Below are 16,018 nucleotides of genomic sequence, written 5' to 3' on the forward strand. Positions count from 1 at the left end.
GACACAATAGGGCCTCAGCCGCCGGCTCCAGTTACCGGCGGCCTCAGCGATCCGCTGGGGACATGGACGCAGCCTTGCGCTCCGGCTCCCACTTCTGAACCCATCTGCCTTTGACTGGCTGCAGCCCCACGGGCTTGCAACAGGCCGATGCCCCAGGCGCCCTGGACAGGGTGCTTCCTTGAATGAACTTTGACGAACTGAACCTGGCCCCCGCCATTCTGCAGGCTGTGCGCGAACAGGGCTACGAGACTCCCACGCCCATCCAGGCGCAGGCCATTCCCGCTGTGCTCGACGGCCACGACCTGCTGGCCGGCGCACAGACGGGCACCGGCAAGACCGCTGCCTTCACCTTGCCCATGCTGACCCGCCTGTCGCAGGGCACGGCTCCCAAGAGCAAGTTCGGCGGCAAGGGTATCCGTGCCCTGGTGCTGACCCCCACCCGCGAACTCGCCGCGCAGGTCGAAGAGTCCGTGCGCGACTACGGCAAGTACCTCGATATCAATTCCACCGTCGTCTTCGGCGGCGTGGGCATGAACCCGCAGATCGACCGCATCAAGCGCGGTGTCGACGTGCTGGTCGCCACGCCCGGCCGCCTGCTGGACCTGCAGCAGCAGGGCTTCCTGGACCTGTCCACCGTCGAGATCCTGGTGCTGGACGAAGCCGACCGCATGCTCGACATGGGCTTCATCCATGACGTGAAGAAGGTCCTGGCCCTGGTGCCCAAGGACAAGCAGAGCCTGCTGTTCTCCGCCACCTTCAGCGACGAGATCCGCGAGTTGGCCAACACGCTGCTCAAGAACCCCCAGAGCATCCAGGTCACGCCCCGCAACACGACGGTGCAGCGCATCACGCAGGTGATCCACCCCGTGGGCCGCGGCAAGAAGAAGCAGGTGCTGCTGCACATCATCCAGCAGCACAACTGGAGCCAGGTGCTGGTGTTCACGCGCACCAAGTTCGGCGCCAACAACGTGGCTGAATTCCTCACCAAGAACGGCGTGCAGGCCATGGCGCTGCACGGCAACAAGAGCCAAAGCGCCCGCACGCAGGCACTGGCCGGCTTCAAGAGCGGCGATATCCGCGCACTGGTCGCCACCGACATCGCGGCCCGCGGCATCGACATCGACGAGCTGCCGCACGTCGTCAACTACGAAATCCCCAACGTTCCTGAAGACTACGTGCACCGCATCGGCCGCACGGGCCGCGCCGGCGCCACCGGCGAGGCCGTGAGCCTGGTCTGCATGGACGAAGAGGGCTTCATGATGGAGATCGAACGCTTCACCAAACAGGAGATCCCTGTGCAGGTGCTCGAAGGCTTCGGTCCCGACGCCGATGAAAAGGCCGAGCCCATCGCCATGGGCCGCCAGACCATCTGGGGCGGCGCGGGCAAGCCGCCCAGCCGCGAGGTCATGCAGGCGGCCGCCAAGGCTGCACGCAGCGAAATGATGGACCGCATCCGCGCCAACAAGGCCGGCCAGGGCGAGTCGCGCGGCGCCGGCAAGCCCTCGGGCGGTGGCGGCAACGGCGGTGGACAGCGCGCCAATGGCGGCGGCCGCGGCAACGGCCCGCGTGCCGGCGGCCCCAATGGTCCTGCCGGTGCTCCGCGCGGCCAGGGTCAAGGCCAGGGCCAGGGCGGCAATGCCGCTGGCCGGGGCCGCAATCGCCCCCGCTCCGGTGGCGGTGACGGCGAGCGCTTCGACGACAGCCAACCGCGCCGCGAGAACGCCCACCTGGGCACGCAGCTGGGCACGCATCTCGGCGCGGGCCGCGGCGGCTCCGGCGGCGGCCAGCCCGATCCGATGCGCACCAGTGTGGACAGCATGGCCGGCGGCCGTGGTCGCCATGGCGGCGGCTTCCGGGGCGGCAACGGCGGTGGGTTCGGCGGCGGTGGCCGCAGCGGCGGCGGCGGTGGTGGTGGGAACCGGGGCCCCCGCGGCGGCGGTGGCGGCGGCTACGGCCGTTGAGCGATTACGCGAGCGAGCACGCTCGCACGCAAGAGCGGCCTTCGGGCCGCTTTTTTTTTGGTGCATCCGCTAGCGACTTCCTATTCACCGGCGCAACAATCCCCGCCACCGGGTAAGCCAGCCTACAGACCCATCTTTTGCGGCGGGTAACATTCGTCACAAGAGCAGCTTGCGCCTCACCAAGGCACCATCCCATGTACCAGCCTGACGCCCCCAGCGCATCGACCCGCGCGTTCCACCGTAACCGCATCGCTGCGGTATGCCCCCCGCGCCTTGGCGTCTTGGCGGTCGCAGCCCTGCTGGCCGCCTGCAGCAGCACGCCGCTGCCACCCTGGCCCACCCAGGGCGGGAGCCCATCGCCGACGGCACCTGCGCAGTCCACCCGCCCCGTCCCGCCGCCACTGGGCAGTTCCGCTCCGACGCGTGCGGAGGTCGTGACCTCTCCGGTCACCTCGTCCCCGCTGGCGACGGGATCCGCAGAGCCTCCGGCCACCGCGCTGCCCTACTCGGCCGCCGTGGCCGCGCGGTTTCCCGACCCGTCCGTGCGCTACGACACCCCCGGCCTGGCCGACGGCCGCCGCAGCTTCACCACCAACGCCGAAGCGGCGCAGTGGCTGCGCAATATCGCCGCCGCACCGGGCCGTGCCACGCGCGCGGCCGTGCTGGACATCGGCACGTCCCAGCGCGGCACGCCGCTGCAGGCACTGGTGGTGACCCGCGCCGCAGGCACCGACGTGGCCGCGCTCGACGCCAGCGGGCGGCCCACGGTGTTGCTGATCGGCCAGCAACACGGCGATGAGCCGGCTGGCGGCGAGGCGTTGCTGGTCGTGGCGCGGGAACTCTCCCAAGGCCTGCTGGAACCGCTGCTGGACCGCATCAACGTGATCGTGGTGCCGCGGGCGAACCCCGACGGCACGGAAGCCGGCCAGCGGGTCACCTCCAACGGCGTGGACATGAACCGCGACCATCTGCTGCTGAACACGCCCGAGGCGCAGGCGCTGGCCATTCTGGCGCGCAACTACCGTCCCATCGCTGTGATCGACGCGCACGAGTACACCGTCACCGGCCGCTTCCTGGAGAAGTTCAACGGCATCCAGAAGTACGACGCGCTGCTGCAGTACGCCACCACGGCCAATGTGCCCGAGTTCATGACCAAGGCGGCGAACGAGTGGTACCACCCCCCGATGGTGAGCGCCCTTGGCGCCCAGGGACTGACCCACGAGTGGTACTACACCACCTCCACCGATCCCAACGACCGCAGGATCTCCATGGGCGGCACGCAGCCGGACACGGGACGCAACGTGAATGGGCTGAAGAACGCGGTCAGCCTGCTGATCGAGACGCGCGGCGTGGGCATCGGCCGCACCCATATCCAGCGCCGGGTGCACACCCAGGTCACCGCCATTTCGAGCGCGCTGCGCAGCACCTCCGAACGCGCGGCCAACCTGGAGCAGGTGCGCTCCTTCGTGGCGCGCGATACGGCATCGCAGGCCTGCCGCGGCGACACGGTGGTCGAAGCCGGCCCGACGCAGACCCAGCGCGATCTGCTGATGCTCGACCCCGAAACAGGGGTCGACCGCAGCGTGCGCGTGGAGTGGAACTCTGCACTTCAGCTGCGCACCGTGAAGTCTCGCCCGCGCCCCTGCGGCTACTGGCTGGCTACCAGCGCCGCCCTGGCCGTGGATCGCCTGAAGATGCTGGGCCTGCAGGTGATGCGGGTCGCCGAGCCCGGTTCGGTGCTGGCCGACACGTACCAGGAGGTGCGCCGCGAGACCTCTGCGCGCCCTGACGTGCGAGGCACGGTTGCAGGCAGCGGCGAGATCATCCGCGTGCAGACGCAGCTGTCGCGCACGGCCATCGATGCGCCCGCCGGCAGCTTCTATGTGCCGCTGAACCAGCCCCTGGCCAACCTGGCCATCGCCGCGCTGGAGCCCGACACCCAGAACAGCTACTTCGCCAACCGCCTGATCGGCGGACTGGGCGACACGGCACGGGTGATGGCCACGCCGTCACTGGTCTTCGAGGAAACGGACTGAGTACGCCCCTGCGGGGCGCTGTCTCGACAGGCATGCTGGTCAGCGACCGCCAGCATGGCCTGCCTGACAGGGCGTTCCCGGGCGTCTCGACGGGCAGACAGCTTTGGACATCTGCGGGCAACCAGCAGCGGCGCACGACCGGCTGATTACTATCAATTCGATAGCTACATGCGCTTGATACACGGGCGCTTGTGGCGGATTTGACCTAAAAACGCAGCACAACCAGAGCACGGGCGATTCGCGCGGATCTGAGGACAACGCGGTCGAATGGAGGGCATTGCGCCCACGGCCGTCGTCAGCCGCTCAGCCGCTCAAGCGTGGTGGTGCTGATGGAGCGCACCCGGCACGGTGTGCGGCACATTGCGCTCGCGCGCCCGCTCCAGCACGTGCTCGGTCATCGCCACCGCAAGCGTCTCCTCGCCCAGGAACACCTTGCCGCCGCTCTCCTGTTCCAGCAGGCCAGCCTCTTCCTCATTGTGGCTGCGCACCACGGTTTCTATGTCAGGGTTGAGCGTACGTGCCGTGTGGATGATCTGCCGCACGTCCAGCGTGTTGGGCGTGGCGATCACCAGCATGTAGGCCCGCGCGATGTGGGCCTGGATCAGCACGGAAGGATCGACCGCATCGCCATACACCGCCGCCATGTCGGCCTTGCGCAAGGCCTCCACCAGGTCCCGGTTCTGCTCGGCCACAACGAAAGGAATGTCGTGGGCCGTCAACGCAGCCGCAATGCGGCGCCCCACCCGTCCATAGCCCACCAGCACCACCTGGCGTGCCAGGTACTTGTGGTCCGTGCTCATGGGCAACTCGGCCAGGGGGTCGTCGCGCTGCTCCAGCTTTCGAGCCAGCGCCGACCGCGCCCGCAACCAGTCCTGCAAGGGCGCGATGGCCCGGAACAGCAGCGGGTTCAACGCGATGGAGATGAGCGCGCCGGCCAGCACGAGGCTGGCGCCCTCCGGCGGCAACAGACCGAGCGACGCGCCGAGGCCGACGAGAATGAACGAGAACTCGCCGATCTGCGCCAGACTGGCAGACACCGTCAGCGCCGTGTTGAGCGGATAGCGGAACGCCAGCACCAGGGCCGCGGCCGCCAGTGTCTTGCCGAAGATGATGATGGCCACCACGGCCAGCACCTGCAGGGGCCGCTCGACCAGCACCCAGGGATTGAAGAGCATGCCCACGGACACGAAGAACAGCACGGCGAAGGCATCCCGCAACGGCAAGGACTCCTGCGCAGCCCGGTGGCTGAACTCCGACTCGCGCATCACCATGCCGGCAAAGAACGCGCCCAGCGCGAACGACACGCCGAAGAGCGCAGCCGATCCGAAGGCAATGCTCACGGCGGCCGCCACCACGCACAGCGTGAACAGCTCGCGGGAGCCGGTGCGGGCCACCTGCCACAGCACCCAGGGAAACACCCGGCGCCCCACTACCAGCATCAGCGCCACGAAGCCGCCCACCTGCAACAGCGTCCACCCGAGGGTGCGCCAGAGATGCGTGGGCGCCTCGCTGCTGCCCGTGCCGCCCAGCCAGCCGCCCAACGGCGGCAGCAGCACCAGCACCAGCACCATGGCCAGATCCTCGACCACCAACCAGCCCACGGCGATGCGACCGGTATACGAGTCGAGAATGCCCAGGGTCTCCAGCGCCCGCAGCAGCACCACGGTGCTGGCCACTGACAACGACAGCCCGAACACCAGCGCACCACCCCACCCCCAGCCCCACCAGCGGGCGACGCCCATGCCGAGCAAGGTAGCCACGGCCATCTGCACGACTGCGCCCGGCACCGCGATCTTGCGCACCGCCAGCAGATCGCCGAACGAGAAGTGCAAGCCCACGCCAAACATGAGCAGCATCACCCCGATCTCGGCCAGTTGGCTGGCCATTTCCGCATCCGCCACGAAGCCGGGAGTGAAAGGCCCGATGAAAACCCCCGCCAGCAGATAACCGACCAAGGCAGGCAGCTTCACCCGCGTGGCCGCAAAACCCAGGATCAGCGCCAGACCCAGGCCGGCCGCGATCGTATTGATGAGAGAGATGCTGTGCGGCATGGCGGGAGGATGCGAAAGGGTGTGGATGGGAAAGGCCGTGCCGCAGGGATCGGCGGAAGTGGTTACCGTTATAACCGGAACACCCGCAGCCCAGCAAAAGTCGCGCCCGCCCGCAGTGGAGGGCTGCCGGACGGTTATGATCCGCACCCTAGGCACGGCCGGCCGCACATCCTGCGTGCCCCGCTGCCTGCGGCATCACGCCCGCATCTGCCCGTAGCTCAACCGGATAGAGCAATTGCCTTCTAAGCAATAGGTCGGGGGTTCGAGTCCCTCCGGGCAGGCCATTGCCCCCATCCGTTCATAATGGGGCTTCCACCGGGCGCGCCGAAACCGCGGAGCCTTCCGGAAACGCCACCGCCCTCTGCCCCACTCCATGCGCTCCACACTCGCCTGCGTTCTGCTGGCCTGCCTTCCCCTCGCCGCCCTCGCGGACGGCGAGTGGTTCACCGTGTATGGAGAGCCTGCACAGGTCGACCGTGATCTGATCCAGATCCGTCCCACGTCCATCACCTACCTGGAGCCTGACCTTCTCAGCGTGCAGGTGCGGGTGTCGCGCTCGGCGGCGCGCGAGGCCTATGGCGGCGGCCACTACCGGGGCCACCAGAGCACGGCCACGGTGGACTGTGCCGGGCGCAACGCGTGGTACACCCGCATGCGTTTCTATGGGCAGCCCGGCTGGAGCGGGCCGGTCATCATGGACCGTTCGTTCAGGCAGGGAGAGGCGCCCTTGGTGTTCAAGGAGATTCCGGACCAGGCGGACCGCCTGATCCGGGCAGCGTGCCGACTGCGGCGCTGACTCGCGGGCCAATCAAAGACACGGCCTTCCCCGGCAAGGCACGGGCGCGTGCCCGAGCGGCCTTCCATCGATCTGTCGTCTGGCAATGCATCCGGTTCGATGAACGAGGTGAGCGAAGCCTCGACCGTCCCGGAGTCCGCATCACCCAGCACACAAGGCGCAGCCCGCTTCATTGCCCTTGACGAGCGATCACAACGGATGGTGCGGACGCTCGGCACAAGCCTATTTCGGATCCCCGTTAGGGCTCTGCTCTTCCGTACCCGCCCGGCCCATGCAAGGCAAAAAAAAGCGCCGCAACAAGTGCGGCGCTTTTCATTTCTTGGGGTGGCTGATGGGGGACCATTGGCCACCTGCGAACCCCAGTGTTTTCGCGGCTTTCCGGCCGGTGCGACACGGGTCTGGGATACAGATTGTGTGACAACATGAATCCGCCGACAACCCCGGGCAAGCCGACGCGGCATCGACTGGTTGCACGGTGACAGCTGCTCCTAGGCGCGACTGGGATGGGTCGCACGCAATTCAGACAATGGTACTCATAGCCCGTGGACTCATTGTCATCAATCAGAGCCAATTGGATGATGCAGTCGCCCGACCATCACGCCGATTTAGTTCAGTTCGGACAACGCTTGCGAGCCCTTCGCGCAGCGAAAGGCTTCTCTCAGGAAGCACTCGCCCTGTCGTCTGGGCTTGACCGAAGTTATGTAGGCGGAGTTGAACGAGGCCAGCGAAACGTGAGCCTTGTGAACATACTCAAGCTCGCGACTGCTCTCAAGGTTGAACCACGGGAGCTATTCAGTTGACAGTAACGCCAGCCACCGCCGAACGCATTCTACAAGCTGATGCGCAGCGAGTTATCGACGAGATAAACGCATTCACCTCCGAAACGTTTAAGACCAGAGGGGGGCGCCTTGGAAGCGGCATGGGCAGCCTAATCGAAGCGATGTGGGTCTACTACATGAATAGGGTGCTCCAGAACGAAGGCGGCGAAGCTCAACAATGCGAAATTGCGTGGTTACAAGACCATGAGCCGGCCGATTTCGCCTGCCTGACTCGCGGCGCCACTTGGGACCCTGCAGCACGACTCGGCGAGTTATTCCGCATTGAAGCAAAGTCGATGAACATCGGCGTAGATGAAGCCAAGGGACACTTCACCAACTTGCGCAGCGAAACTCGAGCCAATGACCAACTCTTAGTCTTAGTCTGGTCCTGGACTTCAATTGCCAATCAGTACTTCTGGCCTCGCATCCACGATTACTTTTTGGGACCTGCTCAGCCGATAATAGAACTTCGGGATGCACTACACCGTCAACGGGGCGGAACTTTCGTTGACCCCCAAAATTGCCCGGATGGTTGCGTTCCCGGCGCATGCACTCACGTAGGCGAACCATTAAACGCTGCTGGAAAGCGGGAGCGCCGGTCAGGGCCGAAAACGTGTAAGCCAGCCAACGTTGAATATGCGGCCAATTTTGGCGGCCTTATTCGAATGCTAAAAACAGACAACGACTCGGCCCGCGAGCGCTTCCGAGAGCTTAGACGGGTTAATCCGGTGGCGCACCGTTATATTTCATTTATTCACAGACACTACCCCACAGAAGAAGTAAATCAGTATCGCAAAGCAGAGTGGCAAACAGCGCTAAGACGTGCAGGTCTGCCTGCAAATGGCCAAAGTGCCATTGATGCGAATTTGGCACTTCGCCAACACTGCCCGACCTATCAGGACCTGCTAAAGGATACTTTCTAGTACGCATTAGCATCGTACTTAGGGATTTAAGGGCCGTCTTAGCCTGTGGACTCAGTTGGGCGTATCGTCGAGACCGCCAATAGCTTTCATCAGCGCGTCGAGTTGTTGCTCAGGAAGTTCCTCTAGCCTTTGACGAAGGCCCCTCAATTCTTGGTCCGTAGCCTCTAGTTGTCGTGCGATTTGCTGCTGTATTGACAATGGCGGCAACGGAACTTTGATGCTGAGCAGGTCATCAGTTGCCATGCGCGGCAACGAGGCACCTACACGAAACTTTTCCACCAAGCGCGACACGAAGGGCGAAGCAATGATATGCCGAACATATCGTGCGTTCACCCGAGACGCTATTGGAACAAGCACAATAAATTCACCTGAGCAAATCCCATCGGCAGGCTCTCCATCTACCAAATAGACCTTATTCAACTCTGGCCTAAGACGGCCGAAGAGAACATCGCCGGTTCTAAAAATTTTGGAGCGAGACTTAATACTCTTGGCCGCTCTGGGTTCGAAATCCACCAACTCCCCCGTCCGGGCACGAACGTTTTCAAGTCCAAGATAAGAAATTTGTAGCTCGCCGAGCGTCTGAGGGTCAACTGCACCCTTTCTTTCCGACACAAGTTGCCGAAGTTCGACCATTTCATGGACCGAACTCGGGGAGTCCTCCGCTCCGAAGAAAAATGAAGGTGTCCATCGTCCTGACCTGACAAGATTTGAATGGTCGATAGTAATACAACGCATTACCAGCCCTCCTCAGCAATGAAATCTTGGAATTGATTTAACAGCTCACCCAAGTCAGAGCGGGAACTCCTACGTCCACTAGCATCGTATCCAACGTCTGAAACTTCACTCAAGAATACCTTCCTGCCCGGGTCAGGCTCTTCGCCAGGCCGAAGTTTCGTTAGTATCAACACGCTTGTCTTGATATTTGCCCCGAATGGCGAGAATGTATCGGATGGCAAACTGACGATGGCGCGAATCACAGCACGCTCGACCAACCAATCTCGAACGTACTGGGTGCTTTTATTGCTGAGCACGCCATCCGGAATCACAATGGCAAGCCGGCCACCTGGCTTTAAGAGCTGGAGGCACCTTTCTATAGCAACAATTTCGAGAGAAATGGTGCTTTTGCGGTCCAACGCTAATTCAAATGGACCAAATTGATGCAGCGCATCCGCCGGCAAGTCGACTCCAAACGGAGGATTGGTAGTCACCAAGTCAAAGGTTTCCCGATACAAGTCCGGATAGTTTTCAAATGGCAACAGTGCATCCGTGCAGCGGATATTGCTATGCCCATCACCATGGAGCCGCATGTCCGTCATTGCAATCCGCACCATGCGGTCGCTCTTTTCGATTCCGTGCAGGCGGGTGAATGCGAACTCATGAAACAGCTTGTCGGCTTTTCCGTGTGACTTGCGCACACAGTCCAATGCCGAAGTAAGAAAGTGCCCCGAGCCGCAGAATGGGTCAATCACCAGCTCGCGGACATTTGGACTCATCATTCGAACAATCAGGTCAATGACCTCCTTCGGAGTGAAATACTGTCCCATACCGGAGCGCACGGCGGGCTGCAAAACGTTTTGAAACGCACGTCCTTTTATGTCGATTGGCGAAGAGGATATGTCGTAGTGCTGCAGAAGCTCTGTCGCTCTAACAATAGCCGCACTCGACAACTGGAGAGTCTCTTTAAATACTCCTCGAGAACGGTCGTACGACGGAATTTTGTTCGAGAAAATCGCTTTATCGTCGCTTATTGCTGCATCATAGAGCCGACGAATTTCAGCCGCACATTCCTCAACGCTGCATCGCCCCGACCGCTGAAAGACGACCTCCCCCGAACGGTTGGAATTTTCTTCATCGAACAGCTTCGCATACACCAGTTTGCATATTTCCTCAAGCGCTTCCGGGGCATGTAATCCATCAATGTCACGAAAGGCGCTGTGAATTTCAAATAAAAGATTTTCGACGCGCTGGGTGAGCGGCCTTAGAGATGATTTAGCAATCTTTTCAGAAGGCAAAAGAACGCTGGAGCTGTCCAAATTTGCAACCAGGTCAAAATCACCTGTTCTAAAACTCTTTCTTAGAACTCTTACTATTTTATAGTCTTCACTCACCAAGGCGCCAACGCTCATGGTAGACGACGTCCGAAGGGTATCTTTCAGATAGTCCTCGGCTTCCTTGTAGGAAGCATTTGCAAAGGCAAACGCGAGATACTTTGTGGCCCGCTCGTTCTGGACGGTGAAGATTTCGAAGGCCTCTCTTTGTGCCTCCTTGAAGACAAGGTGAGTCGGAGGAACACTGAGTACCTCTGAAAGTTGCACTGCAATCTTATTGCTCATTTAAGACGTTCAGTCGTTCTCAATGAAGACAGTCTGTCATAAAAGTTCGGGCTTGTCTACGAGGCTGGGCCCCGCCAGCTCTAGGTGCTTGGCGCGCCATCGCGATTGAAGCGCTCCACTGGCTGGGGGTTGCCAGTTATTGCTTCCTCAATTTGGTCTGCGAGCCCAGTTTTTGGGCTCGATGAGGTGACCCACGCGTTCGACACCGCCACTGGTGCACGGTGGTCTCATCTTGAACCTCGTCAGTCACTCATACCTGGTGCCTACACGGCTTGTCCATCAACTTTTTGGAGAAGCCGAAATGAAGCCTTCTATCCTGCCCAGGCAGGCCCTGAGAACGATACACACCCCTGCAATCTTTGATAGCGGGTGTCAAACGCCGGGGAACCGCGCCAATGCTGGCTTTGCGCGGTCCACGGCTCCGAATGAAGCGGTCCACGTTTGTGGCCCTCTGGCCAGCTTGCCCAGTGTTGGCGCGGCGTCGGGCCTGGGGAGCCCGCGATGAGCGAGCGCAGCCGGTTCATCAAGGTGCGCGTGAGCGAGAACGAGCACAAGGCGCTACGCCAGCGAGCCGACGCACAAGGCGTGACCATCTCCGAGCATGTGCGCGCCACCGTGACGGCGGTGCACCAATCGCTGGACGTGGCCGCCGAGCTGGCGGCGCTGCGCAGCCAGGTGCGGCAGACGCCAGCGCCAGCGGCGACGCAGGGCGACAACGCCGGCACTGACCAGCGCGAGATGCTGCTGTTGCTGCGCGAGCTGGCAGCGGCGCGTGACGCGCAGATTCTGGCGCGCGTCCGAGCGCAGCTGGCCCCGCGCGTCGGCAACCCTCAGCAGCGCGGAGGTGTGGCATGAAGACGCACGACGCATTCCTTCGCCACCTGTTCGGCGCAGTCGACCGCGCGGTGGTCTGGACGGTGCTCTCCGTGGTGCTGTCCGCCGTAACGTGGACCGCCGTCTGGGAGCGCGGCCTGGGCTTGCCGGTCCTGGACGGCTGGCGTGTGCTCGGCCTCGCGCTGCTCGGGCGGGAGACCGACCGCACGGCGCTGACGCTGCTTGTGCTGTGCGCCCTCGTCGGCGTCATGGGCGCCGCCGTGGTGGGCGGCTGGCTGTTCCGCCGCTGGCAGCGCCGGGCAGAACTCGATGTGATGCGCCTGCGCGGCGCCCGGTGGGAGGGCGACCGATGATGCAAGCGGCCTGGGAGCGCTTCTGCTCGTGGCGAGCGCAAGCGCGCAACCCCGAGCCCATGTCCGGCGGACATCGGCTCCTGACGCTCGGCGGCCTGCCCTGGCCCGTCGAGCTGGAGACCCTGCACCTGCTATTGGCCGGCACCACGGGTGCGGGGAAGAGCACGCTCGTCGAAGAGCTGCTGGACGGCATCGGGGAGCGTGGTGAGAGAACCGTCGTGTGCGACCCGAACGGTAGCTTCGTGCGCCGGTTCGCCAAAGAAGGTGACCGACTGCTGAACCCCTTTGACGCTCGCACGGAAGGCTGGACCGTATTCAACGAGCTGCGCGCGGACTTCGACGCCGACCGCCTCGCCGCCAGCATCGTGCCGGCCGGGCATGGCGAGTCTGCGCCCTGGCATCACTACGCCCAGGTACTGCTGGCGGAAGTGCTGCGCGCCTTGGTGCGCAGCGGAGAGACGACGACCGAGCGCCTGCTTCACTGGTGCACCAGTGCGCCGGCCCGCGAGCTGGGCGCGATGCTGGCGGGCACGCCGGCGGCGGGCTTGTTCGACGAGGGGGCGGACAAAGCGCTGGCCAGCACGCGGTTCGTCTTGACCGCCCATCTGTCACCGCACCGCTTCATCAAACCCGGCAGCTTCAGCCTTCGGACTTGGCTGGAGCACGAAAGCGGAAGTCTGTTCATGACATGGCGCGCCGATATGCAAGCGGCGCTGGCACCGCTGCTGGCGACTTGGGCGGACATCACCACCAATGCGGTGCTGACGTTGCCGCCCGACCCCGCTCGGCGCGTGTGGCTCGTGCTCGACGAGTTGGCCGCGCTCGGCAAGTTGAATGGTCTGGAGATGGGTCTGACGCTCGGCCGCAAACATGGCTTGTGCGTGGTGGCAGGCTTGCAAAGCACGGCCCAGCTGGACCGGCTGTATGGCCGCGAGTCGGCCGTCGTGCTGAGGGCGTGCTTTCGCAACTTGGCGGTGCTGGCGATTGCGAAGAGCGACCCGGCCACGGCGGATGAACTCTCCCGCGCCCTCGGCGAGCGCGAGGTGTTGCGCCACGAGCTGAGCCGCAGCAACGGCGCCAGCGGCCTGGGCGAATCACAAAGCCTACGGCATGCCCAGGAGCGCTTGGTGATGGCCAGCGAAATCGCTGGCCTGCCGAACCTCGCCGGCTATCTGGCGATGGCCGGTGATGAGCCGGTGCGCCGGCTGCGCCTGACGCCGCAGGCCCGCGAGGACGTGACCGAGGCCTTCGTGCCGGAGGCCGCATGCTGACGCTTGCCAAAGTTGTTTCCGCTGCGTCGGCCGCGAGCTACTACGAGGGCGGCGACGACTATTACAGCGAGGACGGGCGCGCGCCCTCGGCCTGGTGGGGCACTGGCGCCGACGCGCTGGGCCTGCATGGTGAGGTGGACAGCGGTGACTTCCGTGCGCTGCTGGAGGGTCGGCTACAGGATGGGACGGAGATGCATCGCGGCGGCGAAGGCCGCACCGCCGGCCTGGACCTGACATTCAGCGCACCCAAGTCCCTGAGCATGCAAGCCCTTATCGGCGGCTCGACAGAACTGCTCGACGCGCATCAGCAGGCCGTCACCCACGCGCTGCGGTATGTGCAGGCCGAACTGGCCGCGTACCGCAGCACGCAGAATGGCGAGACGGTCTCGGTGCGCAGTCAGAACGTGGTCGCCGCCCGGTTCGACCACGACTTGAGCCGCGAGCTGGACCCGCAAGTTCACACGCACTGCGTCCTGTTGAACGTGACGCAGCGGCCGGACGGCCAATGGCGAGCACTCGATGCACACGCGCTGTACGAGCAGCAGAAGCTGCTTGGCATCTTGTATCGAGCCGAGCTGGCCAAGCGCGTACAGGAGCTGGGCTACGGCATCCGTCGCACACACCAGGACGGCCGGTTCGAGCTGGCGCACATTACCCGCGAGCAGGTCGAGGCGTTCAGCACGCGCAGTCGCGCCATCGACTTGGCCTTGGCGGCGAAGGGCGAGAGCCGCGCGACCGCCTCGGCCGAGATGCGCGAAATCGCCGGCTTGAGCACGCGGCGGGCCAAGGACGCCAGCGTACGGCGCGACGAATTGCGCGAGACATGGAACGCCAAGGCGGCAGCGCTTGGTGTGAACTGGATGCCCGAACTGCGCATGGCGGCGCTCGAACGCGCGGAAGTCGAGACGCGCACCCGCGAGTCGGTGGATTTCGCCGTGGCGCACCTGACCGAGCGCAGCGCAATCGTCAGCAGGCTGGCCATCGCGCAGGAGGCGCTGGCGCACGGCACCGGCCATTTGGGCCTCGCCGACGTGCAGGTCGACATCGACCGCCGGTTGGCCGGCGGTGAGATGCTGGCGTCGGCCGATGGGCGGCGACTCACGACACCAGGCGCGCAGGCGATGGAGCAGGAGCTGCTGGACATCGAGCGGCGCGGCAAGGAGGCGTTGACGACGGCCATCTGGGAGCCGCAGCAAGGGCGGCTCTTCGAGGCCTCCGCCCCTGCGCCGGCTCCAGCACCAGCGATTGCCGTGCACCTGACAGCCGGCCAGCGCAAGGCGGCGGAGTTGGTGCTGTCCACCCGCAATCGCGTCGTGGGCGTGCAGGGGCTCGCAGGCACCGGCAAGACGGCGATGCTGCGCACGGTGTCCGCGAACCTGGGCGACGGGTTCAAGGCCGTTGGACTGGCACCTTCGGCTGCGGCTGCTCGCGAGCTGTCGGCTGCTGGCTTCGAGGCAATGACCATCGCGGGCTTCCTTGCCAGTGGCCGTGCACTGGACGAGCGGACCCTGGTGGTCGTGGATGAAGCCGGCATGGTGAGCTTGCGCGACATGCACGCGCTGATGGCGGCCGTGGAGGAAGTCGGCGCTCGCGCAGTGCTGGTCGGCGACACCGGTCAGCTCAAAGCCGTGGAAGCCGGGGCGCCGTTCCGCCAGCTTCAAGAGCAAGGCATGGCGGTAGTTCGGATGGCCGACATCTTGCGCCAGCAGAACGACAAGTTGCGGGCCGCCGTGGTGGATGCGGCAGAAGGCAAGGTCAAGGACTCGCTGGAGAAGCTGGAGGCGACGGTTGCCGAGGTGCCGCACTCGACCGAACGCTACGAGCGCATCGCCAGGGACTACGCATCGCGCCTGCCCGAAGAACGGCTGCAGACTTTGGCGGTGGCGGGCACGAACCGCGCCAGGCAGGCCATCAACCAGCGCATTCGCCAGCGGCTCGGTCTGGCAGGCTCCGGCGTCGCCGTCGATGTGCTGGAGGGTCGCGACCTGACAAGGGCGCAGGTGCAAAGCTCGCTGAGCTACGCGGCCGGCGACATCGTCGAGGCGCTGCGGCACTACGACAGCATTGGACTGCGGCGTGGCGACACGGCGGAAGTCGTCGAGACCGCGCCCGGCTGCATCACGCTGCGCCGGCAAGATGGTCAGACAGTGCAGTGGCGGCCGACCGCGATGCCGCATGTGGCCGTGCATCGTGCAGAGCAACGCGAGGTCGCGGCCGGCGACCGCATCCGGTTCACGGCGAACGACTACGGGCTTGGCGTCGTCAACGGCCAGGTCGGCACGGTCGAGTCCATCGACCTCGCCGCCCGTGAGCTGACGGTCAACGTCGGGCTGGAGCGCTCGCTGACGCTGGACATGAAGCGACCGCTGCGGGTGGACCATGCCTACTGCACGACGGTGCATGCCGCGCAAGGCCAGACCTGCGACCGGGTGTTGGTGGACGCCGACGTGAGCGGGGCGATGGCCAATCAAAGTCTCTACTACGTCGCAATCAGCCGTGCCCGCCACGGCGTGACGCTCTACACCGACGACAAAGAACTGCTGCCTAGGGCGATGTCGCGGCTGGACATCAAGCAGGCGGCGCTTGACCTGCATCGACCATCGAGCCGTGGGATGTCGATGTGAAGCGGGGCGCCTTCGCGC

At 64.3% G+C, this 16,018-nt stretch carries 12 protein-coding genes and 1 tRNA gene; 10 read left to right on the forward strand and 3 right to left on the reverse strand.

Annotation, left to right across the window (positions count from 1 at the left end; all coding sequences use genetic code 11):
* Window positions 1–182: 182 nt before the first annotated feature.
* On the forward strand, window positions 183–1,961 hold the full coding sequence (locus QE399_RS18665) for a DEAD/DEAH box helicase (protein WP_309831125.1): 1,779 nt from the start codon (window positions 183–185) through the stop codon (window positions 1,959–1,961).
* Window positions 1,962–2,155: 194 nt separating this feature from the next.
* Window positions 2,156–3,997, forward strand: a complete 1,842-nt coding sequence (locus tag QE399_RS18670; protein WP_309831127.1) for a M14 family metallopeptidase — start codon at window positions 2,156–2,158, stop codon at window positions 3,995–3,997.
* A gap of 311 nt (window positions 3,998–4,308) precedes the next feature.
* Here QE399_RS18670 and QE399_RS18675 read toward each other — a convergent pair whose 3' ends face one another.
* The gene (locus QE399_RS18675) at window positions 4,309–6,048 is read right to left on the reverse strand and encodes a cation:proton antiporter domain-containing protein (protein ID WP_309831129.1); all 1,740 of its coding nucleotides are present in this window, start codon (window positions 6,046–6,048) and stop codon (window positions 4,309–4,311) included.
* 207 nt (window positions 6,049–6,255) lie between these two features.
* On the opposite strand from QE399_RS18675, the gene QE399_RS18680 reads away from it, so the two are divergent.
* The 4 genes from QE399_RS18680 (at window position 6,256) to QE399_RS18695 (ending at window position 8,585) form a co-directional block, all read left to right on the forward strand.
* Window positions 6,256–6,332 (forward strand) — tRNA-Arg (locus QE399_RS18680).
* Between the two features lie 89 nt (window positions 6,333–6,421).
* A complete protein-coding gene (locus tag QE399_RS18685; RefSeq protein ID WP_309831131.1) occupies window positions 6,422–6,844 on the forward strand; it encodes a hypothetical protein in 423 nt (140 codons plus the stop codon).
* Between the two features lie 578 nt (window positions 6,845–7,422).
* The gene (locus tag QE399_RS18690) at window positions 7,423–7,644 is read left to right on the forward strand and encodes a helix-turn-helix domain-containing protein (protein ID WP_309832189.1); all 222 of its coding nucleotides are present in this window, start codon (window positions 7,423–7,425) and stop codon (window positions 7,642–7,644) included.
* The gene (locus QE399_RS18695) at window positions 7,641–8,585 is read left to right on the forward strand and encodes a hypothetical protein (protein WP_309831133.1); all 945 of its coding nucleotides are present in this window, start codon (window positions 7,641–7,643) and stop codon (window positions 8,583–8,585) included. The genes QE399_RS18690 and QE399_RS18695 overlap by 4 nt, the downstream gene beginning before the upstream one ends.
* Before the next feature lie 51 nt (window positions 8,586–8,636).
* On the opposite strand, the gene QE399_RS18700 is transcribed toward QE399_RS18695, so the two are convergent.
* Both QE399_RS18700 and QE399_RS18705 read right to left on the reverse strand, forming a co-directional pair.
* Complete coding sequence (locus tag QE399_RS18700) at window positions 8,637–9,218, reverse strand: restriction endonuclease subunit S (RefSeq protein WP_309831135.1); 582 nt, start codon at window positions 9,216–9,218, stop codon at window positions 8,637–8,639.
* Between the two features lie 101 nt (window positions 9,219–9,319).
* Complete coding sequence (locus tag QE399_RS18705; RefSeq protein WP_309831137.1) at window positions 9,320–10,918, reverse strand: HsdM family class I SAM-dependent methyltransferase; 1,599 nt, start codon at window positions 10,916–10,918, stop codon at window positions 9,320–9,322.
* Between the two features lie 501 nt (window positions 10,919–11,419).
* Between QE399_RS18705 and QE399_RS18710 the strand changes: the two genes are divergently transcribed.
* The 4 genes from QE399_RS18710 to mobF are packed head-to-tail and all read left to right on the forward strand — an operon-like array spanning window position 11,420 to window position 16,000.
* The gene (locus QE399_RS18710) at window positions 11,420–11,773 is read left to right on the forward strand and encodes a plasmid mobilization protein (RefSeq protein ID WP_309831138.1); all 354 of its coding nucleotides are present in this window, start codon (window positions 11,420–11,422) and stop codon (window positions 11,771–11,773) included.
* Window positions 11,770–12,105 (forward strand): hypothetical protein, encoded by a 336-nt coding sequence (locus QE399_RS18715; protein ID WP_309831140.1) that lies wholly within the window; start codon window positions 11,770–11,772, stop codon window positions 12,103–12,105. The genes QE399_RS18710 and QE399_RS18715 overlap by 4 nt, the downstream gene beginning before the upstream one ends.
* On the forward strand, window positions 12,102–13,376 hold the full coding sequence (locus tag QE399_RS18720; protein ID WP_309831141.1) for a type IV secretion system DNA-binding domain-containing protein: 1,275 nt from the start codon (window positions 12,102–12,104) through the stop codon (window positions 13,374–13,376). Before QE399_RS18715 ends, QE399_RS18720 begins: the two co-directional genes overlap by 4 nt.
* On the forward strand, window positions 13,370–16,000 hold the full coding sequence (mobF, locus tag QE399_RS18725) for a MobF family relaxase (RefSeq protein WP_309831143.1): 2,631 nt from the start codon (window positions 13,370–13,372) through the stop codon (window positions 15,998–16,000). The genes QE399_RS18720 and mobF overlap by 7 nt, the downstream gene beginning before the upstream one ends.
* The last annotated feature ends 18 nt before the right edge of the window (window positions 16,001–16,018 follow it).

The organism is Paracidovorax wautersii (assembly GCF_031453675.1).
GTDB lineage: Bacteria > Pseudomonadota > Gammaproteobacteria > Burkholderiales > Burkholderiaceae_C > Paracidovorax.